Origin of the sequence: Vibrio maritimus, assembly GCF_021441885.1 — a bacterium.
GTDB classification, from domain to species: Bacteria; Pseudomonadota; Gammaproteobacteria; order Enterobacterales; family Vibrionaceae; genus Vibrio; species Vibrio maritimus_B.
The window spans coordinates 311539-333528 of the sequence record NZ_CP090440.1 but is presented as its reverse complement, the minus strand read 5'-3'; the positions used below and the strand labels follow the sequence as shown (position 1 = coordinate 333528).

Below are 21990 nucleotides of genomic sequence, written 5' to 3'. Positions count from 1 at the left end.
ATTACCTTAATTACCTTAATTACCTTAATTAGGGTATTCTTAACTTACAAACTATGCTCAATAGTTCTAACGAAGCTCACCCCATGACACGTCTTTGGTATACATATAAGAGATTGACTCTACAAACTTCTCATTAGGAGAGTAATAAACTAATTGCGATAACTCACCAAATACGTCTCGTCTCATAAGGTAATGATCAACCCCTCCAATAATATCCCCCATAACGACAGCTGCCGATTTAGATTCATAGGGGCTCCCCATACATTCATAAACATACTCTTTGGTCATCTCTTGTCTTAAAGGCTTAGGAAGCTCATTAGGGAAGCGATAGTTAGGCTTATCCTCATTAAGCAAAGTTAAAGATATACGCTGTAAGCATTTATTTTTCCGATTAAACGATAGAAAACAACCTTCTCTAACCATATCAAGAACAAGTTCATCATCTCCTGAAAACCTAGGCTTAGGTTTTTGGTTTGCTTTCAATAACCCAACCTCAATAATTTTCTCAGGGGTAGCTCCCATCATAGAAATCAAACGGCTAACTTCAATCATTTGTACCACTCCTTACGTTCATTTAAACGATGCATATTTTCTCTTGCCTGTTCTAATTCAAAATCACTAAACCCCTCTTCTAGCATCCATGGTTTAATTGCATCAAAATTATTATCAACCGCAGCCCTTAAATCCTTTGAGTCTTGAGTTATTTGCTCTGTTGTATTTCGCCACCCATAAGTTTCACTGTACTTTCGATGAACCTTTGCAGGAATTATTATTGAAGCGATATCATCCATTTTGGCCTTAGCTCTCTTATCTGAATAGAAAGAAGCTAATCTTCTCTTTAGATAACCCTTTGCAGCAGCTTGAGAAGGCATATGGTCAGCATGCGTACCGTTTCTAGGTCGCCCTTTGAAGTTACCAAAATAATCCACCTCCAATAGTTTTACCGGAGGCTTGCTATATACAATATATAGAGGAGGTAGCCCCGTTTCAGAGGGGAAGGTTAAGATGTAATCATTAAGATCAACATCACTTATCGGAGTAATATAGGTATTATCAAATTCTTCCCCTTGTTCCGTTTCTGGATGGATGTAGATGGTATGCGAATCTAACCCAGGAATGGGGTTAACTAGAATTTTCGTCCCTGCAATCTCTTCCGCTACTGGCACCCATTCAAGCGTGACATCAGGCTCTAAATTAACAACAAACTTATCACCCACTCGATGAACGGAGCGCTTCGGAATTTCGGTGGCATCAACATGATAACCATGAATTCGCCCTTCATCATCAAAACCAAACCGGATGAGTGTTTCAACGCCCTTTCGGGCCTGTATATCTCCATCGCCATACAACGTCCCATCCCCTAACGGAGTCGGTCTCAATGCTAACAAAATACCAGCACGACCCACGACTTTCAGCCCCAATCCTGCTATATCTGCCAATGCGATACCGGACATTCTTGTTAATGCCAAAGTAGAAATACCACCTAGCGTTCCCATCTCAACCGAGCCTGCATAAACACCAACTTCACCAACAGAAGAAGCAACTTCTCGATGCTTTCCTACAGAAATCTCACCGAAAGGTAACATGGAAGACTTAGCAAAGACTTTTGAAAGAGGTGGCAAGTTGTCTTCTGGTGAGGACCAAGATAGAGGTGAACTTAACGAGTTAGTAGGATGAGACATGGCTGGCGATGTACCATGAAAAGCGGCGACTCGCGCCCCTAAGTTGATATCTACACCCTGCCCAATATAGACGCCAGTCCCCATTGTAATAGAACCAGATGTTTGAGTGCCAAGTCTCACTGAGTCACCACTCGAAAGCACAAAACAATTCCCACATCCGGTATCAACAGGATCGCCTTTCATTGCGATCAGTTTGTCCCCGATTCTAATATTTCGAGGACTACCTTGCCGGATTGGACCCACACCTCGACAGCCATCCGCCCCACAGGGGCAAGTGGCTTCATCGCCCAAAACACTGACATTCAAATTATTAACTTTGACGCCAGCACTGCCCGTTAGAACTTTTCCGCCAGTGCTGGTTCGCGTTCCAACGGTGATTGCATTCTCCAACATACTATTGTTCAACCTACAAAAACGTTATACTGACTCGTATCACAAGCAACTAGTTTGTTATAAGCAATTTCAGAGGATAAACAGCATGAAAGAGATAACCACCAAGTTAGGTGAGCACGGCGCTGAAATTACCATTGATGAAACAGGGACCACTATTATCGGTAAAAGCATTAATTTATGCAGTAGTTACTCTACTGAAAAAAGTATTGATGTTGGCAACATTCACTTTTCGTCCGATGGGAAGGGAAATATTTATATCACTCCTATGAAAGAAACCGTTAACGAATAGCTTGTAAAAACTACATCCACCTAAATCAGTTCGGATACTGGGATTGATTGCTGCGTACAGAACATGTGGACCAATATTCAAAGAGAGCTAGGGTGGCATGAGGAGGTGCTGATCCACCAAGTGAGCAAAAAAGTTGAAGTAAGAAGAGGTTTTGGATAGCGCAGAAGGGACTGCTGTTGTGCGTAAAGTAGGAAGATCAAAACTAAATCTTGAAAAAAGGGAATTTGAGACTGGGGTATAATTATCTTAATTATCTTAATTATCTTAATTATCTTAATTGTATTTATCTTCAGTATACTGCTTAACTTCACTGTATCGCTTCCCGACATGCTTTAATACCCGTGAAGTTTTAGGCTGGAGTCTCAGCAAACGAGGAAACGCTAAATCAGCTGTTGCAGCTTTAGAGGATGCATTATTGACTCGTGATGGCGTGATTGGCGAAGCTGCTCCAGGGTTGCAGATCCGAAGCGACAATGGCCTGGTTTTCACCTCTCGCCTCTATACAATGTTAGCGATGCAGTACGGTCTGACTCAGGAGTTCATTCAACCGCATACGCCACAGCAAAATGGCATGGTTGAACGTCTGATAAGAACCATCAAAGAGCAGTATATCTGGATGCACAACTTTGACTCTTTAAATGAAGCCCGCTTTGCCATCTGCAAGTGGCTGGTATTTTACAACAACGAGCGTTCACATCAGGCGCTTAAGATGAAAACGCCTGCTGAACTGTATGCTTTAGCAGCTTAAGTTGTCCAATTTCGACTGGGTCATTACAAAACATCAATGGTACGTCATTGCGTAACAAGATTTTGTCGATTTAAAGATGCTTACCGTAAAACGAGGTTTTTATCATATTAGCTCTTTACCTAATCGCTGTAACTTTTTAATGTCCTTAAATGTCACATCAGGTCTAAAGAGAACTTTGCGGGTTTTTGGGCTATGAATAATGACTTCTGAACCTTTTCGTTTTGTTTGCGCTGTATATGTTAGTCCGAATGCTTGAGGTTCGAATTCAGCATAAATACCGCAAATCTCAGGCGTATCATCATACGTTACAATCCATGGATGCTGGATATTTCGGACGCTTCTAAACAAACGGTAATGATCATCATGTTCAAAAAAGTTTTGATATAGCCCTTTACCTTTCACATAGTAAGGTGGGTCAATATTGACGAGGCATGGCCCATCAACTGAAAGAAGGTATTCATCTATAAACTGCGTAGCATCAAGGTTAGTCAGAACAATACTGTCTCTACGTACTGCAATAGCTTTGATCTGTTCAATCAATCTCTCTTTGTTAAATCGACAATCTAACAAATAATTACCATTTTGCTCTAAACCTCCGATTACGCCAGCTTTGATAATTCCAGAACGATTAGTCCTATTTAGAAAAAACGTTGCAAACCCTAATTGAAGTGAGTTTGTCCTGTCATTGGCATAAATTGCTTTCTGCCTGTGCCATTCTTCAATGGTAACTTCAGTCTCTTTTATCAGTTGGCACAGTTCATCTGTACGGTTTAGCACACTGTACCAAAAAGCATGAATAGCAGGGTCTAGATCGTTAACCCAAACACACCTTACATGCCCCTCTAGTAGCAAATACCACGCTATTGCACATCCACCTGCAAATGGCTCCACATACGTTCCCCCTTCAAGTTCATTGAGCTTCAAGGTTTCTACAACATATGCAGTAAGTTTTGACTTACCACCAGGATACCTTAACGGTGAATAAAACATTATCTTTCCTTCAGCTCAATTAGGACTTTTAGTAGAGGCGCCAGCATATCCCAAAAACCGTTCACAAATCTATAATCAACTTTGTGAGTTTCGTGCCCATGCATATAACTATTTAACGTGTCTAAGCTATGCTCATTGTTCGGCTGAAGCAACTTACTAATAACCTTGTTGGCTTGAGCGTCACTTACATGGTCATCACATAAGAATTTTAGGCGTTGCTGTAAGATAGTATGATTGTAGTCTTTTTTGTATTGTGTGGCCACACTCTTCTCTAGGCCATTTCGACGAATAAAATCGTCTACTGAAAGGTCTAGGAACACTCGTAAAGTAATCGACGCTGAATGTGTATAAAGGTGAACTGGTACCTTTTTTAATTCACTAAACAAACTATTGAGCTTTGCGCTATGTACTTTTATTGAAGTCTGGGGAATGATCAATCGGAGCCGATTATTCTTATGCTTTACGGTTGTTTGGTTAGCACTTGAAGGCGATTCCGTACTGCTCTCCTCGCGATTTTCTGATCTATTTTCATTAGGGGATATGTCAGCGACATTGCCTTCATCTCTAGTTGACTGTTCAGGATTAATACATGTATCCAAAACAGCTTCTTCTTGTACGTTAGGAAAAGTAACCTCAGGCAGTACCTTAAATATTTCTTCGTTCTTTTCTGGGATGGAACGAGTGTTAACTGCAAACTTTAAATCATTCGGCTCAACGTTAAACATCAGCTTTAAGAACTTACCATATGCATGTAAGAAGCTTTCCTCATTAGAGGTGATTTTGACCTTCATACCGTCAAATTGGATGCCCCAACGTTCTCGAACAGACTCACTCGCAAACCACCGTTCAAGAATCGTCATTGATATTCTATTGCTATATATGAGTTCCTTTTCTTCAGTACTCATCAGATCTGTAACTTGCTTACGTGTCGCAAGGTCACGTAGCTGAACATATCGCAACGCTGAAATAATTTCTGAACGAGTAAAGCCTGTAACAGAGATGATCTTATCTATATTTTGATTATATTCATCATACAGACCTACGATAAAACGCTGTTGTTGCAAGCGCTGCCAAGGTTTTTGGATTGAGCTGGTCGAGTGACGCTGTAGTACATACCAACGCGTAGCTTCAACGTTTGGGGCTACACATACTTGCACCTTTTCTATGTCATTTCGATCAATTAGATTTGATTGTTGTAAAATAAACTTACGTATTGATTTAGGGGCTTTGTCAGGACTTCTAAGCAGCTTGAGTGCGAGAACTCGGCGGTTCCCCTCAGCTACCACGTAGCGATTACTCTCATCTTTCCAAACAACAATAGGCTCAAAATCCATAAAACCAAGCTTAATGATCGACTTAATTAACTCAAAAAAGCTTACTTTGTCAGAAGGTTCACTGATTATTTCTTCGGCAAAATCAGCCAGCTTAATTCTTGATTGACTTTCCGCTGTATCAAAACGTGGGTTTTCTTTCCATAATTTAAGATAATCAACCGAACGTGGTGTTCGTTTTTCCCACCACTTATTTCTAATGCTAACCATGTCACATAAACCTTCTAATACATACATAATGCAATGATATACATATAAATGCGTATGTTAAGCATATTTTTTATTGGGGAGCTTAGTCTTATCTAGTAAGTTCACTCGGCAAGTCTTCGGGCAATTTAGGACCACGACGAGACTTTGATGACGTACTTCCCTTGTCTGTAAGTGCTCAATATTCAGAGATTAAGTGATGTTTGTTCTATTTATTCTTAAGAGAGGCGTTTTAACGTGGTTGTAGGTGGCATTTTTCGGGGTACAGAGAGGCTTATAACCTTGTTAAAAATCATTAATTTATCGTTAATATTGAGAATGCTATCACAAGCGCACGGCTTATAAGTGAGTATGTTTATAGAGCGGCTCTAATAAGAAAACGCAGTGGTCATTGCGAGATTGGGCGAGCAGACACCTAGCGGACTGCTCGCCTCTTTTTTTGTTGGGACCGATGAAATCAAAACAGAAAGAGCAGTTTATCAGCACATTGCTGAGGCATTTACGGAGTTAGGGACAGAAGAAACTTTGAGGTGTATGGCGCGCTTTATGTCAGCGGTGGCGCATCAGCAAGGCACTAAGCTAGAGCTGGATTGCGACCTCGTTTACATTCACGTAGACCCTAAAGTGACGACGCTGCGTCATTGAGGTTACTCAAAAATCTTTTTCAATAAGTTTGGATGCTGGGTTTGGGTGCTGCACACAGAGCGAAAAGATGTGGACCAGTATTCAAAGAGTGCCAGGGCGGTATGAGAGAGGCACTGGTCCACCAAGTGAGTAAATAGCAGTTCGGCTTAAACTGTACGTCAATTAGACTCGCGTGTAAGAGTAATCCACATTTTCACATCTATGTGTATCCGGAGCGTTATTCTATGTGCTGGACGCAGGGTGAATAAGGAGGTGAGCTTGATAGGTACTGGCATTCCACTCTTTCATCTCTGCCACAAACCAACCGTGTTTGTTGATGGTCTCTATTAGCTCTGGCGCTCGCTCATGTTGAATCAACATCGATACCGGTGTCTGTTGCTTTCCAGTGGTTTCATCAAAACCATGTTCGATATGGTCTTGCAACATATAAAGAATACCTGGCTCTGCCTTAGTCCCTTTCTCAAAGAGCTTTGACTCGATGCCTTCTTCATCGTACAAGTAAACCAAGAGACCGTAGAGCTTTTCTAAGCCATCTATCTTGGTCTGAGTTGCCTTTTCGTTAAGATCATATAACTTCATTTCCAAATTACTTCCTTTGCTTCTCGCGGTTTGGATCATTAGCCTGATGTCTTTTTGATATTTAACAAGGCTTTATCATTGAGCTTTGGCTTGAGATATTTAAGTAGGATCTCATTTCGCCTTGTGACAGGGACATAGCGAGAAGACGTCGATATTTGAAACAAAAGATGGAGGAGGGCATGGCTAACTAAGCTGTGCAGATTTTTATAGTATTCGAAGTCTTTTCTGATTTGCATAACGTCGGTTAGTTTGGTTAAGAGTGAGTTCAAAGTATACGAGAGCATAAAAAAGTGTGGGGCATGCTTAGTTCACAATTATCGAAATATTAGTAACATGACAGGTATCTAACATGGTTCGATAGGTATGCCGGAGTGAAAACTTACACAATCAAAATTGCTCTTCGCGATGTCAGCCCTATGGTTTGGCGACGATTTCGACTAGCTTCCAACACATCACTAGCTCATCTCCATTTTATCATTCAAATTGCTCATGGGTGGGACGATGAGTATCTGCATAAATTTCGAGTCTACGGCAAAGACTACGGGATTTATCATGAAGGCGGGATAATCTTTAGCGACAATCCATTTCATGTGACGCTGGATACGTTAGGGCTCGAAGTTGGAGATCGTTTCACGTACGAATACAACTTCTTTGAATCGTGGCTACATGACATTCGTATCGAAGAAATAAAAGAAAATTGCTCAAAGAAAGTACCATTTTGTGTCGCTGGTAACAAAATGCCTGGTGTTACAGAATTTGAGGAGATAGATAAAATGCTTGAGTTTGCGCAAGCTCTTGCTGAAGGCGATGACTCAACAACCATTGGAGAACTTCGACCTTTTGCTTGGGCCTGGGCATCCGTTCGTTTTGATCGACAAAGAGTCAACAATCAAATTGATAAGCTCGACCCACTAAATCCAGTACTCGAATCATCTTTCATTTTGATATAGCGCTCTTCTCTTTGTCTCTAAAGGTATACTTTTTCGTAAATGGAGAGATACGGCTCAAAACTGTCTCTAAACCTTGGGTATTATAGTGTTTATAGAATAATCCATAATCCATAATCCTCTATTACATTTAAAGAATTTTTATGTTCTATGCATACATAAGAGTCAGCTCTTCTGACCAAAACTCAGCAAGACAAGAACAAGCCATCATCAAAGCTGGCTATGATATTGCTCAAACGGTGATAGAAGTCGCTAGCGGAAAGGATATACATAGACCAAAACTCCAACAACTACTAAGCCAACTATCAACAGGGGATGTTTTGGTCGTTCATTCCATTGACCGGTTATGTAGAAATATGATGGATATGTGTGATTTGACGCTTAAACTTCGTCAGCAAGGCATATCACTCATGTTTATAAAAGAAAATATTCATTTTTCGGCATCGAAAATCGATCCGTTACAAGAATTACAGTTACATATGATGTCGGCTTTTGGTCAGTTTGAGCGAGCGTTAATTCGAGAGCGCCAAGCAGAAGGGATAGCTGCCAAAAAAGCACGTGGAGAACGAACTGGACGCCCTCCTGCTGATAGGCATAAAGTCGCTTTGGTTGATGAACTGAAGGCGAAAGGAATTCGCCTTAAACTCGCTTGTGACAATGTGGGATTAGGCGTCTCAACTTATTACAAGCTGAGAAAACAATTACAAAAGGAACAACAATAAGACTAACAATAGAGGGTGGTATCGATGAAGATGATGATAGAAGCAGTAATCATACAAGATGATGGTTCACCTATCGTAAAGAGCTATTAGAATTAGAGTCGTCACTTCACCAACCCCTTCTCCCTGGATTATCCATTGATAAATCAAAAGCACTGCTCAAATCGACACAGCAAACATTAGTTGATGCGCAAAGCCAATCTTACATGCAACGACACCGATGCTGTCCAGAATGCGGAAAAAAACGCCGAATCAAAGATTATCAACACCGAAAATTCAATATGTTATTCGGACAAGTTCCCATCACAGGTTACCGTCTTTATCGATGTTCTTGTGAAGATTCACCCTTTCAGACGGTGAGTTTACTGAGTGAATGGTTACCAAGTAATGTTCATCCTGAACTCAAGTGTTTAGAGACAAAATGGGCTTCATTAATGTCATATGGTCTGACTGTTGATCGATTGAAAGATATTCTACCGATCAACCAAAAGCTGAATGCAGTAACGGTACGTAACCATTTAATTGACGTGGCCAGAAGACAAGAGTCGGAGTTAGAAAGTCAATCAGATAGCCTCGACGGTTATCCAGTGGACTGGGAAAATTTGCCTAAACCAGGAAAACCAATGGTGATCGGGTTTGACGGTGGCTATGTAAGAGACAGTACTAATCGTAAAAGTAACTTCGAGGTAATCACAGGGAAAAGCTTCTCAACACAGGTGAAAGCTAAGCGATTTGGTTATGTCCAAAAAATAGAAGCCAATCCACGCAAGCGTATGATTTCTTTATTAACGTCTCAAGGAATGCAAGCTAATCAACAGATCACGTTTCTATCTGATGGTGCTGAAAACTTACGAGAGATGCAATACCGACTCTATCCAGAAGCGGAGCACGTTCTAGATTGGTTCCATATTACAATGAAACTGACAGTCTTGAATCAATACGCTAAAGGCGTATGCAAAAGTTCCCCAAGAGAAGGAGAACTCTTGCAACAACATTTGGCTAGTGCAAAGTGGTATCTGTGGCACGGGAATACACAAGAAGCTCTTTCTCAGCTTGATTGTAGCCTCGATATTTGTGATTTCCCCGAATTTAAATACCCAAAGCGCAAGAAATTGGTTCAATACGTAGAAGAGCTGATGACTTACATCGAGAATAATCAGGCGATGATCCCTAACTACGGAGAACGATGCCGATACAACGAACCAATATCGACTTCTTTTGTTGAATCGACGGTGAATGAAGTGGTATCTAAGAGAATGGCGAAGAAGCAGCAAATGCAGTGGAGTCAACAAGGAGCCCACTATTTGCTTCAAACACGAACAACGGTGCTCAATGGAGAGTTAGAGGCAGTATTTGAAGGTTGGTATCCTGAACTGAAAGCCGCTTAGCAGGTAAGGATACCCCACAATTTTTTATGCTCTCGGTTAACGCTGTTTGATGACACCGTAACAAAATTATTATGGATAAAACGCTTTGCAAAAGCGCGACTCACTGAGCTTCATCATTTGGCTCAACAACGTGCCGAAAAAGGCCCGTCAGTGCTTATCCCTGAGACGGTGTTAGAACATTCGAATACGATGCCGGCGGTCTTGACTTTATTGTGGGACGAACGTGCATTTACCCCTAAGAAGGTCAGCAGGTCGGGATTTCTCAATCAAGCGGTCTACAACGACATTCAAATCGTAGAATGCAGCTTACTTTCTGATGGTGAGGTGTTTTATGTTCGCGGCCCCGATTGGTATATGCCAGAAAGCAGTGAAGACCATTTGTGCTATAAAGGCGCCTTTCATATTGAGGTGTTGAGCAACCAGACCTTCACCACGATGAATACGGGAGGACAACACATCACACATCCCGACTCCTTATCAAAAGCGCTGACAGCTTTGTCCAACCCGAAATTGAAAGTGAATCTGGCGTCACTCACCAAAGAATCGGTCTTCTGGCAAGACAGTTATCATGTCTTGGATGAGAGCGGCCCGACCTCCCTATCTTCCTATTCGGTAGAGGCGGGGGCGCAACTATTTCGCTTGGTCATGAAGGCGGAGAGCGAGCTTAATGCCTCCGCCTCTAATCCAGTGACGAAAAACTTCATGGGCAGTCACAATGTGTCGGCTCAGTTTTCCGCCTTGCAAGGCCAAGTGGCATTTACCTACTGGCTGCCGCAAGAAGGCAACCAATATCGCCAGAAAACCAACCTCAATGGTGTGGGCTTACAGCCCATGGCATTGCCGTACCAAAAGCAAGAAGAGAAGAAGGAAGAGTCTTTCCCATTGGGGGGCTTTGCGCTGTGCGTTTTTGGCTCATTGCAAGGACTGGCTGGCGTTTCTTGTCAACTTGGGCAACGCATCGAATTTGGCCCCACCAACATCGATGAAGGTTTTGGGATTAGGGGCAACACCATCATGCTCGACAACCCGAAGATTCATGATGCTTATGCGCTTGGAAATGGCAATCTGCGTTCAGCCGAGCAGGCTAAACTTGCGGGGGAAGTGTCATTAGAAATGAATGCCTTTGCGGGTGTAGAAGCGGGCGGGAATCTGGGTGGAGCAGTCTATTGGCAGCCTCCTGAAAGCCCAACGCTTCAAACGCCGCACAAGCTGGGCTCAATTGAAGGTCAACTGTCGGCAGCCTGGGGCGCGGGGGCGAGAGCCATCGCCGAACTCAAACTGCAAGGCGGTGTGCTGCTGTTTATTGTTGATGCTGCACTTGCCGTAGGCTCAGGGTGCGCGGGCAAGGTGGCGATAGAGCTCAACGCTGACGCCACGGACGCCTTTTTGCTGCATCTGTTTTCGTTATTAAAGCGCAATGACTTTCGTCGACTCTCCCTCTTTGGGGAAGTGGACGAGAATGGCCACAATGAGAGCTTTGAGTTATTAAACGATGTGATGACCATTGCGATGGCGACCGGCTTGACGGTCGCCAGTGTGCTACTGATGCCGCATCACTTATGGAAGGACTACAAACGGGGCGCTCTCAGTCGGGAGTATGCGCCTGCGATTGCTGACCGTATCAATGGTGGGAGAGACGGCAAGACTGAAGACATACAACAATGGATAGTCAAACTTCCTCCTGAAACCTTATGCCATCTCCTCAATTGTTTGTGTGAGGAGCAATTTTTCTCACAAGAGAAAAACCACCTACAGGCACAAGCGATAGTTCAAGTAATGCAATGGCTTGCTGATGACGATAATGAGCAAGGTGAGGCCAAGCAGCGTCAGTGGAAAGAAGCATTGATTGCGATGGGGAATTTACCTAAGAGAGAGAAAAACTATCCTCTGGAGTGGCAAACCTACAAAGAGCAGTGGCTTAGGTTGGCGAGCTTTGTGAAAGAGTTTGGTGGGCAATATAGCTACGTATTAGAAAATCTCTTTAATAGAAGTTCGAAAAAGTTATGTAGGAATATGGTGCTGACTCGCTCAATGGAGCAGGTTCATCTGTACAACGCCCCTTCCCCAATCGATGTCAATCGCTACGACGCTTATCCCGTCAGCATCGTTTCTAACGCAGCAGAAATCGGAGAAAAGGCGCTTATCACTGTGGAAGAGAGATTCAAGTCAAAACAGAGCCAAGCAGAACAAATCATTATAGCGTGGAGTATTGATGATGTATTTTAACCACGCTCTCCGTAAACTCGCTGTGGTGGCGAGTTTGGTATTGAGTGTCTCAGGCTGTGCGCCAAATCCTCAGGACGATATTCCGCTGTTTAAAACCTTCATCGCGGAGAATATCGATAAAGTGTCAGAAGATCCGTATATTTCCAGTACGGTAAGGCCAGGGGATGCCCTTTATCGTTTCTTTGTTCAGCTACAGCATGGCCGCGTTAAGGAAGAAGTATATGAGCCATTAAAAGGTGGAGATAGTGAAAGTAAATTGTGGTACGCAAAATTATCACTTCCCTATAATGAGTTGCGGGGAGAAGTCTATCAGTTCTTAACTGAGTCCATGCAAGCGGGTAATCCATATGCGGCGTTAGAGTTGTCAGAACAAGGTGAGTTTTGTCAGCGCTACGGAAAAGGTTCCGCTCGTAGTAAGTTATTCAATAAGATGGGGTTGAGCACGATTTACGAATCAGACGTGTGTGATGAGGCGTATTTTGAGTTAGCGGTGGAAGGGTTTGAGAAGCTCGCCCAACAAGGCGATTTACGTGCTCAATATTTTTTTCTCAAACAAAAAAACTGGGACCAGTCGACAGAGACTCGAGCAGAGTATATTCAGGAAATCATCCGCTTTGCAGAGGCGCATTACTACCAACCTTTAATGGATTATGTTGGTACGATTTTGTTTTACTCGAAAGAGGAAAATAAAGATATATCGAATACGCAAGAACAGCATGAATTGGCGATTAAGCTTCTTACGATAGCGTCTAACAATAACTATATTCCGGCCATTTATAAGCTATATTTTGCCACAATAAATAAAGATGAAAAAGAGAAACTAATAAATAAGTCGTTTGTTTTAGGTGATATCAGAATGATTAAATATCAACTTTTTAAAGAGCAGGGCGGGTCTCCTGAGCAATACTACTATAACGCTATTATTAAAGAGCTTTCAGGTCATTATCTTTTTTCACCAGAAAAATCAGGGAAAGAACCTGATGTACAATTACAAGCAGAAAAATTTGCAGAGTCTATCCGCTCTAGTGTTTACATTGATGGGTTTACAGATAGCGGAGATTGGAACTGAGTACAAACAACGAAGACGCACTAGAGTAATAAAACGTTCTTTGGAGTATGAAGTTTTGCTGTATAGTAACAAATTTTAACTCCTATTTTGTTACAGGCTAGATTCTCAGTAGTGATAGGTGATGTAACATTTTTAAGTAAAACTAAGATGCAATTACTGTAAAAGTCCCTATTTGGTGACTCTATTGGATGGGAAAGTTGTTGGCGGTTGTGGTTTAACGTCATTTAATGGCAGCCCAGAGGTATGTGAGCTGAAAAAACTGTTCATTTTGCCTGAAGGGCGAGGACATGGGTTAGGTAAAAGAATGGCTATCGCATGCCTAGACTATGCTCGCACTCAAGGTTGGCTTTGTTGCCGAAATCGACTGAACTAAATCAAAATCTTACGATCAGATCAGGAACATTCATTCACTGACTTTGATTTCATGCCGAAGCCTCGCTATAAAACCACCAACTGGCGCAAGTACAACAACTCCCTAGTCAATCGAGGTTCACTCACGTTTTGGATTGACGAAGAAGCAATAACCGAGTGGAAACAACCTAAACAGCATAGGTTTAGTGACTTAGCTATCACGACCGCTCTCATGGTGAAGCGCATCTTTTCCTTACCCCTAAGGGCGCTACAGGTCTTCATAGACTCAGTATTTAAATTAGCGAATGTTCCATTGATTTGTCCGCACTATACCTGTATAAGCCGTCGAGCCAAGGATGTAGAGGTTAATTTCAAAGCCTCAACACGAGGCGCCATCTAACACGTAGCCATTGATGCAACTGGGCTCAAGATATACGGTGAGGGAGAATGGAAAGTGAAAAAGCATGGAACTGATGGCAAGCGTCGAGTCTGGCGTAAACTCCATCTTGCGGTTGATACAGATACACATGAAATTATCACCGCAGAGCTGACACTATCAAGTGTGACTGATGCGGAAGTACTCCTCAATCTACTTAAACAAACACGCCGAACCATCAAGGAAATCTCGGGAGATGGTGCATACGATACAAGAGAGTGTCACAGGGCGATTAGGGTTAAGAAAGCGACACCTTTAATCTCTCCGCGCGAAGGTGCCGTTTTCTGGGAAAAAGGGCATCCACGTAATCTGGCAGTTGGCTGCCAAAAGCTCTACGGCTCGAACAAAAAGTGGAAACAGAAGTATGGTTACCATAAGCGGTCATTGTCGGAGACCGCTATGTATCGAGTAAAACAACTACTAGGTGCTTCACTCACGCTTCGAGATTACAACGCACAAGTTGGTGAGGCTTACGCCATGATTAAAGCACTCAACAAGCTAACTGGGATAGGTATGCCCGAAACGCAGTATGTTGTTTAAAATACGAACTATTTAACTAGCGTCCGCTCTTTCGTTGAATTCGGCAACAAAGCCGGTTGTAAATCAGATCTGTCCCATCTGGATGCTCTGTAATTTCTTCGAAGTGTAAAACTGCATCGATATGCTCTTGTTCAGTATAATAATCATCAATGTAAATTCTGTTAACGAATTGAAAAAATCTAATTGAGAGTATTCCGAGATGTTACTTTTCATTTGCTCACTATTTCTATATAAATACCTAAAACATAATATCTCATCTATACTCCTTTTTTTGATAATGTACCCTTTCAATATCATCAGACCCTACTCTATACACTACTTGTGTAGAAACCCCTCTCTCATCTGTATATTCATCCATTGCGCCGACTCTCCCGAGAACAGGGATATTTTTCTCAGGCCGTTCATTTGACGGAAAACCAAGAACATTTCTTACCTGAAAACGGTTTGCTACCAAATTAAGCTCATCCCCATAAAAAGCTGAGTTAGTCACGATAACAGTAGTTAGCTCATAAGTTTGGCGATCAAACCTAAACTCGATACCAGATGAGCCAACACATATGTAAAATACATCACTATTAGAATTCAATACTTCTGGAACATTACCACCAATCAAAGCTAAAAAGTTCGCCTGTTTGAGTAATTCATTGTATTTTTTTCCGATAAATTTTTTGTACACACTCATTTAATACCAACCATTTTTAATATTAATTTTATGTAGTTGAGTTCTGGCCTTTTCTAAATCTTCATCACTATAGCCTTCATTTTTCAAACACTCTTTAATAGCGTCAAAATTAGAGTCAACCGCCGATTTTATATCCATTGCATCAATTTCCTGTTTATCAGCCTGATTTCTACCACCGTATGTTTCACTACACTTTCGATGAACCTCCTGAGGTATAGCAATTGCAGCAGCAGTATTAATTAACGTACGTTCTTCCTCTTTAGTAAGAGCTTGCCCCTGCAATGCACTTTCTGTTGCTCTTCTTAAAGCAGCCTGAGATGGAATGTGGTCAATATCCATACCATCATTTTTACTTCTAGGTGCTAGCTCACCGTAAGTTCCGACCTCCAATGGTTTTACTTTAGGCTTACTGAAAACTAAATACAGTGGAGATAAGCCAGCATCAGCAGGAAAGGCGATAATATACTCAGCTAGATCTTCTTCTGGGTAGAGAACCGTGCCAATTTCTTGCTCATGCTCTTCAATTGGGCGAACCCAGATGTTATGAACATCCAGTTGGTCATTCTCAGGCAGCACGGTATCGGGAGTGAGAACATCAGTTGAGCCATCAGGAGTCCACGTAATAGTGATGCCGTTATCCAGCTCAGCAATAAAGTGTTGGCCTTGCTTCACGGCCTCACGCTTCGCCACGCGATCACCGTATGCGCTACCTTCGCCCGTTTTGATGCCTACAATTTGCTGTTTGCCATTTTCATCGGTGTACATATTGAAACGGACGCGCATCGTAGTGGAATCACTCACGGTAAGCTCAGGGTTGCCATCAAGTGTTCCATCCCCAAGCTGAGAAGGCCATAACGCAGCAATCAAACCTCCGCCAACTCGCGCAAAGCTGCCTAATGCTTCACCTGAAATGCTCCATTGCCCTAACGTAGTACTGACAATCCCAAGATTAGAACCTGCTGTACTCGCAGGCAACGCCAAAAATGCCAGCTTGCCGTAATCAGTTGCTTTCGATTTCTTAGACAATATTTTCAAGTTAACTACAGGGATGTCTTTTTCGACCAACTTTTCATGACTAATTGCGACTATTGACGTATCAGCTAAGCAGTGGCTAGTATAGCCATAAAATGTATTCAACGGTTGGTTAAATTGCTTAGGACTCTCTGGTGGTATCTCATAAACGGATTCCTTTTCAATACGTTGAGGTAGCGGCTTCTGTACATTCAGGGAATCACCTACCGATAAAGACATCGGATCTGCGTCATATTGCGGATTAAGATCCAACAAAGCTTTCGGGGCGAGACCGTATTGATTGGCAATCTTCGCCCACGTTTCTCGTGTACCTGTTTCGGGATCGGTTTGAACAATATGATTAACTGGCTCTGGTTGCTTTTGTTCGGCTGGTTTTGCTGCTTCAGTTCGTTTAATTATGGGGTGTTTGGTCGCCTCAAGTAGCTGAGGGATATCTAACTTCACCCCATGCTCATTCAACCAATCGTCGGTCAAACTATCTAACTCATCGCGAGTAATTTGTCTTTCAAGGTAAACGAGATACTGATTTTCGACGACTTTACCCCCAAGCTTCCAAAAGACCAGAATCGCTGTTTGATCTGTGTTGTAACCTCTTTCTGGATCAAGACGCTGATGCCTGCTTAGGGTGGCATAAAAACTCCAACGTTTATCACCCTGTAAACGGTACTCTTGTACCAACTGGTTGTCGTGGAAGTGATAATAAAAGCCTTCGGTAGGGAACCCTAATCGTTCGCCCAATTGCACGGTAGGTGTAATTGGAATGAACCCTTCATGTGCCACTTGTGCACCGATATTCCTAACTTTGACGGATTGTGTGGGTGACACACCCATAGGACGAGAAGCAACTTGAGCGACAAGTCGTTTAGGCTCATCAAATGCAGTCTGTATAGTGTAGCGGGTGCCATGCTCTGCCTTTGTTTCAGCCCAACGCCCTAGCTCCACTTCATTTTTTGTTTTGGTCAAAATAAAGTGGCAGTTACCCGCTTTACGTACCGAATCTTGAGAGCTCGCAATTTCAAAGCTGTATTCATACTTTAGCTTAGGTGGTTCATCCGAGTAATCTGGTATAGGTGGCTCTGGAATATACGTTGGCATCGGCAACGGAGGATGTAAGCTCTTACTTCGACTGTAGCCAGCGCTACTTCCACTCATTCGAGTTCTAGCAAGCAATGCATTTTGGGCAGCAGGCTCAAGGTTATCTGTAGCTTGAGAGTTCAAAGCCCACGTTCTGGCTCCACCCATAGTGCCTGACTCAGAAAGCAGCATCGGTGTTGAAGGTGAGTCCGTCAATAAAACAAGATGTCCTTGCTTTAGCTGCTCCATGAAAGCTTTAAACCCAATACCTGATGGAATTGCCGTCTTCAACTCGCTTTCATTGAGTTCATTAAAGCCACCTTCTACTTGTCCAAACTCATAAGCCATTAACTCTGTGAACCGTACAACTCGATAGTTCATATCACCTTGACCTGATTAAATATTTCACGATTTCATTTTAGATACTATGCCATAGGTAACATATTGAGCTTAAAATGATTTATTGAATGAAAATCACATATTGACATAAAGATATGCGGGTTTAGGCATTGATAAACGTCATTTACCATTGAAAGGGGGATGATGATGTTCTTTCTCCTAGGTTCGGATTAGATTTGATAGGGGAAATGCACGCTCTCTGAGAGCTATGCTGATTTCTGGTGTATGGAAGAGAAAGGAAGTTGCGGTGTAATCTGTTGGTGTAGTTCCTGCCAGAACAATTAACAGAAAGGTACACCGCAATGACTGATAATACTGTTGTTTCATTGAATACACCACAAGACCCGCTCACTGAATTGATACGCCAAGGGGCCAGAGATTTGATTGCACAAGCTGTTGAAGCTGAGCTTCAGCAGTTATTGGCTCAACACCAAAGAACCTTGGTTGATGGGAAGCAAGCCATTGTCCGTATGGTTTCCTGCCTGAGCGAACATTACAAACAGGTATCGGCGATTTGGATGTACAAATCCCTAAGATTCGCGATCGCTCAGGGAATGGCGTTAAATTTAATAGCAACTTGATACCACCGTACCTCAAGCGAACAAAGAGCGTAGCAACACTGCTTCCATTACTCTATCTCAAGGGAATATCAACAGGCGATATGTTGCCTGCTCTTGAGTTACTGCTCGGTAAGGATGCAAAAGGACGCTCAGCCAATAGCATCTGTCGCCTCAAGGCACAATGGCTTGAAGAATTCGAGCAGTGGCGTAAACGAGACCTCGGCAAGCGTCGCTACGTCTATATCTGGGCTGACGGTGTTTATTGCCACGTTAAGATGGACGACAAACTCTGTTTACTCGTCATTATTGGCGTCGATGACTCTGGACGCAAAGAAGTCCTTGGTGTTCTAGATGGTCATCGAGAGTCCGAAGCAAGTTGGACTGAGCTCATTGAGCAGTTACGAGCACAAGGATTACAATTAGCACCCAAGCTCGCCACCGGAGATAGTGCGCTTGGCTTCTGGAAAGCCGTCGCTAAGTGTTGGTCGCAAGCTGGACAACAGCGTTGTTGGGTGCATAAAACGGCGAATGTACTTAGCAAAGTGCCTAAAAGCGTGCAATCACGAGTGAAAGAAGCGCTGCAAGATATCTGGATGGCAGAAACCAAGGATGAAGCTTATCATGCTTTCCCAACCTTCCAAAAACGCTTCGAGGCCAAGTACCCGAAGGTAACGGACTGCTTGGCGAAAGGCAAAGCTGAAATGCTGGCGTTCTACGATTATCCAGCAGAGCACTGGGTTCACATTAGGACGATGAACCCAATAGAATCTATGTTCGCCACAGTACGCTTACGTACGAACAAAACGAAAAACTGTGGAAACAGAAAGACGACGCTGATGATGGCTTATAAGTTAATGCGCAGTGCAGAGGCGAAATGGCGCCGTCTAAGAGGTTTTAAACTCCTCACTGATGTTGTGAAAGATGTTTGCTTCATCGATGGAGTGAAAGAAATGGAGACTCATCAACAGGCTACCGCATGATCTCCATACACCACATTTGACAATAGCTCGTTGTTAGTGCTGATACAATAAAAGGTAACATAAGGCATTAATTCCGATGAATTTTCTTTCTAAATAGGCGTCTCATTGCCTTGAGATAGGGACAGTGGCATGGAGAAGTTAGGGGCACGTCGTGTGTGCTAATCTATATTATAAGTAAGTAGCACCCTACTAATTAACAACAATAGAGGAAATTACTATGAAAAAGCCAATGTCATCAGTTTATGGGGAAATTAAGAGAATGCTCTTGACTTACCCAAAATCAAACCCGCTACCAAATGATATTACTCTACAGAGATATAAAGGTATTTTTGAATCTTTGGGGAATAATATTGAATATATAATCCTTGCTGATAACTCAGCGCATCAATCTATTAAGCAAACAGCTCTAAATAGCGGTTTAGATCCTGACACCAATTTAAACTTGATAAATGCTAGAGTCAATTACCCTGCACATGTAAATAGGCTAATAAGACAAATCTCAGGGAATATATGGGAATGTGAATTAGAAAGCTCTTGGCATTCAATTTGGGCTCAGGATGGATATTGCTGCTTGAAAGATGATGAGGGAAATTCAATTTTAATAGAACCGTTAGACTTCACTCGTAACGGTGATAATTTCGTTGCTGAACAGATAGCAGCCCGAACAAATATTCAAGTAGAGGTAACAAAGTACCACATTGAGGGAGGGAACATTTTAGCTGGAGACAATTACGTGATAGTTGGCAGTGATTATCTACACTACAACAGAAAAATAACAGGAGAGACTGATGAACAAATCACCTCAGGTTTTCAAGAGCTTTTCGGTGTCGAGAACATCATTTGGCTTGGATTCGATAATCCAGTTAACTTTCCAATTGATGTATTTCAAGGAACATATCAACCAATATTTCACATCGACATGTATATTACCCTTGGAGGGAAATCTGAAAATGGTAGGGAGCTAATATTTGTTGGCGATGTCAATCTTGCCAAAAGCGTTCTGGAACAAGAATCACCGTTGGTGGAAATTGCTAGTTCTTTTGACAAAACTGCAGAATGGTTGTCTGGATATAGTCAAAATGGCATTGAATTTGAAGTAGTTAGAATACCGTTGGATTTATGGAATATTTCAAATTCGCAAGGTACATTTTTGAGTTATAACAATTGCATAATTGAAGTTTTTGGGGAAGCTAAGAATGTTTATGTACCATCTTATTCCTCTGTTGCACCTGGAAGTATAAATCGCCGAAAGCTAGATGAAACAGTGGCCTCTATATTTAATGAACATGGTTTTAATGTAACAATGCTATCAGGTGCTTACGAAGAGTTGTGCAAAAATGGCGGGTCGGTTCACTGCATAACTAAAGTTTTAGATCGAGAGTAAACTAATAACAAGTCAAGGCAGCGGATGCTCCGCACCGCTGCTTGAGGCGTTAGGTTAATCGGTTTTCAGTCACAGCAAGAAAGTGTTCATACTGAATATAGCCTATTCTATAAATTTGATCTTACATAAATTCGATATGGAGTTTAAAGAATGCAGGTTGACAAAATAATTCAAATTGTGAGCATAGTATTCTCAACACTTGCACTTGTGGCCACAACGTCATTTGTCGTTGGGGGAATGGCAAAAGTGGAACGCGGTTAAAGATAAAGTTCTTTTCGTCCAAAGTGCAAAATCGACTGAAATTTTAGCAGGAGGTCAGGTCGGTTGGTCTACGGTTGATTGCCCTGCATAGCAGACATCATCGCCATATGCAAAACTGCTCTGACTTGGGTTCGACCACCTTGGATGACTCGCTTACCTTTGTAGCGCCCACTTTCTCGTGTAATAGGTGCCACTCCGATAAGAGACGCCGCTTGTTTATTGGTGATATAACCAAGCTCGGGAACGTTGCTTATGATTGAAGCTGCTGTAATATTTCCAATGCCTGGAACACTTTGCAAGATGGTGTTTTTTCCTTGATATTCTGGGCTGTCTTCAATGAGCTTTATGAGCCTACTTTCAATTTTGGCAATTTGTTTTTTCAGTGCTATTAGTATTGATTTAATGGCCGATTGTAGTGATTTAGGAAGGATTTGGATGCGATTCTTTTCCATCGTTTGCATGGAGAGTAATTGATTTTTCCGAATGACTAAGCCACTCATTAGACGAATATTTTCAGCTTTGATAACGGTGAGTTCGGGCTTGATTGCTTCAGCAAAGTGGGCAATCAGTTCAGCATCCAATCGGTCATTTTTGGCTCTACGACCTATGGCGCCAGCGAAGCGTTTAATGTGCACGGGGTTGGCTCTAACTATTGGTAATTTGGCTTCGGCACACGCTAATATAAATGGCATTTCAAGGCGGTCAGTCGCCTTAATGACAATGCGTTTAGGGTTGTGTTTGTTTATGATTTTCAGAGCTTCCTTGATACCTTCTTGATTGTTTTCAACCGAGAAAAAGAGTTCTAACGGTCTGATGTGGATATCTAATTGTGTTTTCCCTGTATCAACTTAAACGTTGATGTTTTGCTTCATTTTCGTATTTATAATAAGCTACCTCATGCTTGCGTAATGCGGGTTCGAGACCCAGTCGACCATTCGAGGTTCATGCTTGGAGTCCTATGTAGCGTCCTTGTTTGTTATCGGTCTCTCAACTGAGGAGCCAGCGTTCAATCGAACGGGCTTGTTGCAAAAAATCAGCGTTAAGCGGAAACTATCATCGTCTGTAGTAATGATTGGTT

The 21990-nt window shown here is 42.3% G+C and carries 15 protein-coding genes and 6 pseudogenes; 12 read left to right on the top strand and 9 right to left on the bottom strand.

Translation table 11 applies throughout. The features are described from left to right. Nucleotides 1–66 precede the first annotated feature (66 nt). Together LY387_RS26985 and LY387_RS26980 are read right to left on the bottom strand one after the other, a co-directional pair. The gene (locus LY387_RS26985) at nt 67–552 is read right to left on the bottom strand and encodes a DUF6392 family protein (RefSeq protein WP_234498007.1); all 486 of its coding nucleotides are present in this window, start codon (nt 550–552) and stop codon (nt 67–69) included. Next, nucleotides 549–2075: an S-type pyocin domain-containing protein gene (locus LY387_RS26980; protein WP_234498006.1), complete on the bottom strand. Its 1527-nt coding sequence runs from the start codon at nt 2073–2075 to the stop codon at nt 549–551. Before LY387_RS26980 ends, LY387_RS26985 begins: the two co-directional genes overlap by 4 nt. 85 nt (nt 2076–2160) lie before the next feature. Between LY387_RS26980 and LY387_RS26975 the strand changes: the two genes are divergently transcribed. Together LY387_RS26975 and LY387_RS26970 are read left to right on the top strand one after the other, a co-directional pair. Beyond that, nucleotides 2161–2364, top strand: coding sequence for a hypothetical protein (locus LY387_RS26975; protein ID WP_234498005.1), 204 nt, complete (start codon nt 2161–2163; stop codon nt 2362–2364). A gap of 277 nt (nt 2365–2641) precedes the next feature. Beyond that, a complete protein-coding gene (locus LY387_RS26970) occupies nt 2642–3112 on the top strand; it encodes an integrase core domain-containing protein (protein WP_234498004.1) in 471 nt (156 codons plus the stop codon). 102 nt (nt 3113–3214) lie between these two features. On the opposite strand, the gene LY387_RS26965 is transcribed toward LY387_RS26970, so the two are convergent. Continuing rightward, nucleotides 3215–4102, bottom strand: coding sequence for a DNA adenine methylase (locus tag LY387_RS26965; RefSeq protein ID WP_234498003.1), 888 nt, complete (start codon nt 4100–4102; stop codon nt 3215–3217). Then, on the bottom strand, nt 4102–5643 hold the full coding sequence (locus LY387_RS26960; protein WP_234498002.1) for a ParB/Srx family N-terminal domain-containing protein: 1542 nt from the start codon (nt 5641–5643) through the stop codon (nt 4102–4104). Before LY387_RS26960 ends, LY387_RS26965 begins: the two co-directional genes overlap by 1 nt. A 381-nt stretch (nt 5644–6024) precedes the next feature. Here LY387_RS26960 and LY387_RS26955 point away from each other — a divergent pair, with 381 nt between their 5' ends. Then, the gene (locus LY387_RS26955) at nt 6025–6285 is read left to right on the top strand and encodes a hypothetical protein (protein ID WP_234498001.1); all 261 of its coding nucleotides are present in this window, start codon (nt 6025–6027) and stop codon (nt 6283–6285) included. A gap of 222 nt (nt 6286–6507) precedes the next feature. On the opposite strand, the pseudogene LY387_RS26950 reads toward LY387_RS26955, so the two are convergent. After that, nucleotides 6508–7100, bottom strand: a pseudogene (locus LY387_RS26950) (DUF2913 family protein). Nucleotides 7101–7235: 135 nt separating this feature from the next. Between LY387_RS26950 and LY387_RS26945 the strand changes: the two are divergent. The 7 genes and pseudogenes from LY387_RS26945 to LY387_RS26915 all read left to right on the top strand — a co-directional run bounded on the left by LY387_RS26945 (nt 7236) and on the right by LY387_RS26915 (nt 14540). Next, the gene (locus tag LY387_RS26945; protein ID WP_234498000.1) at nt 7236–7814 is read left to right on the top strand and encodes a plasmid pRiA4b ORF-3 family protein; all 579 of its coding nucleotides are present in this window, start codon (nt 7236–7238) and stop codon (nt 7812–7814) included. Between the two features lie 140 nt (nt 7815–7954). Further along, nucleotides 7955–8533: a recombinase family protein gene (locus LY387_RS26940; protein ID WP_234497999.1), complete on the top strand. Its 579-nt coding sequence runs from the start codon at nt 7955–7957 to the stop codon at nt 8531–8533. 24 nt (nt 8534–8557) lie between these two features. Beyond that, nucleotides 8558–9918 (top strand): annotated as a pseudogene (locus LY387_RS26935) (ISKra4 family transposase). A gap of 117 nt (nt 9919–10035) precedes the next feature. Continuing rightward, nucleotides 10036–12144: a hypothetical protein gene (locus LY387_RS26930; protein ID WP_234497997.1), complete on the top strand. Its 2109-nt coding sequence runs from the start codon at nt 10036–10038 to the stop codon at nt 12142–12144. After that, a complete protein-coding gene (locus LY387_RS26925; RefSeq protein ID WP_234497996.1) occupies nt 12131–13213 on the top strand; it encodes a sel1 repeat family protein in 1083 nt (360 codons plus the stop codon). The genes LY387_RS26930 and LY387_RS26925 overlap by 14 nt, the downstream gene beginning before the upstream one ends. Nucleotides 13214–13376: 163 nt before the next feature. Beyond that, nucleotides 13377–13586 (top strand): annotated as a pseudogene (locus tag LY387_RS26920) (GNAT family N-acetyltransferase); the annotation flags it as partial. Nucleotides 13587–13637: 51 nt separating this feature from the next. Next, a pseudogene (locus LY387_RS26915) lies at nt 13638–14540 on the top strand (IS5 family transposase). Between the two features lie 16 nt (nt 14541–14556). Here the strand turns inward: LY387_RS26915 and LY387_RS26910 are convergent. The 3 genes from LY387_RS26910 to LY387_RS26900 form a co-directional block, all read right to left on the bottom strand. Further along, a complete protein-coding gene (locus LY387_RS26910) occupies nt 14557–14661 on the bottom strand; it encodes a bacteriocin immunity protein (protein ID WP_234498199.1) in 105 nt (34 codons plus the stop codon). Between the two features lie 132 nt (nt 14662–14793). After that, nucleotides 14794–15222 carry a hypothetical protein gene (locus LY387_RS26905; protein ID WP_234497995.1) on the bottom strand — a complete coding sequence of 143 codons (429 nt, stop codon included), beginning with the start codon at nt 15220–15222 and terminating at the stop codon, nt 14794–14796. Then, the gene (locus LY387_RS26900) at nt 15223–17709 is read right to left on the bottom strand and encodes an S-type pyocin family protein (protein ID WP_234497994.1); all 2487 of its coding nucleotides are present in this window, start codon (nt 17707–17709) and stop codon (nt 15223–15225) included. Between the two features lie 320 nt (nt 17710–18029). Between LY387_RS26900 and LY387_RS26895 the strand changes: the two are divergent. Next, a pseudogene (locus LY387_RS26895) lies at nt 18030–19267 on the top strand (IS256 family transposase). A 217-nt stretch (nt 19268–19484) separates the two neighbouring features. Then, the gene (locus LY387_RS26890) at nt 19485–20651 is read left to right on the top strand and encodes an agmatine deiminase family protein (RefSeq protein WP_234497993.1); all 1167 of its coding nucleotides are present in this window, start codon (nt 19485–19487) and stop codon (nt 20649–20651) included. 338 nt (nt 20652–20989) lie between these two features. Here LY387_RS26890 and LY387_RS26885 read toward each other — a convergent pair. Beyond that, nucleotides 20990–21796, bottom strand: a pseudogene (locus LY387_RS26885) (IS110 family transposase); the annotation flags it as partial. Nucleotides 21797–21990 lie beyond the last annotated feature (194 nt).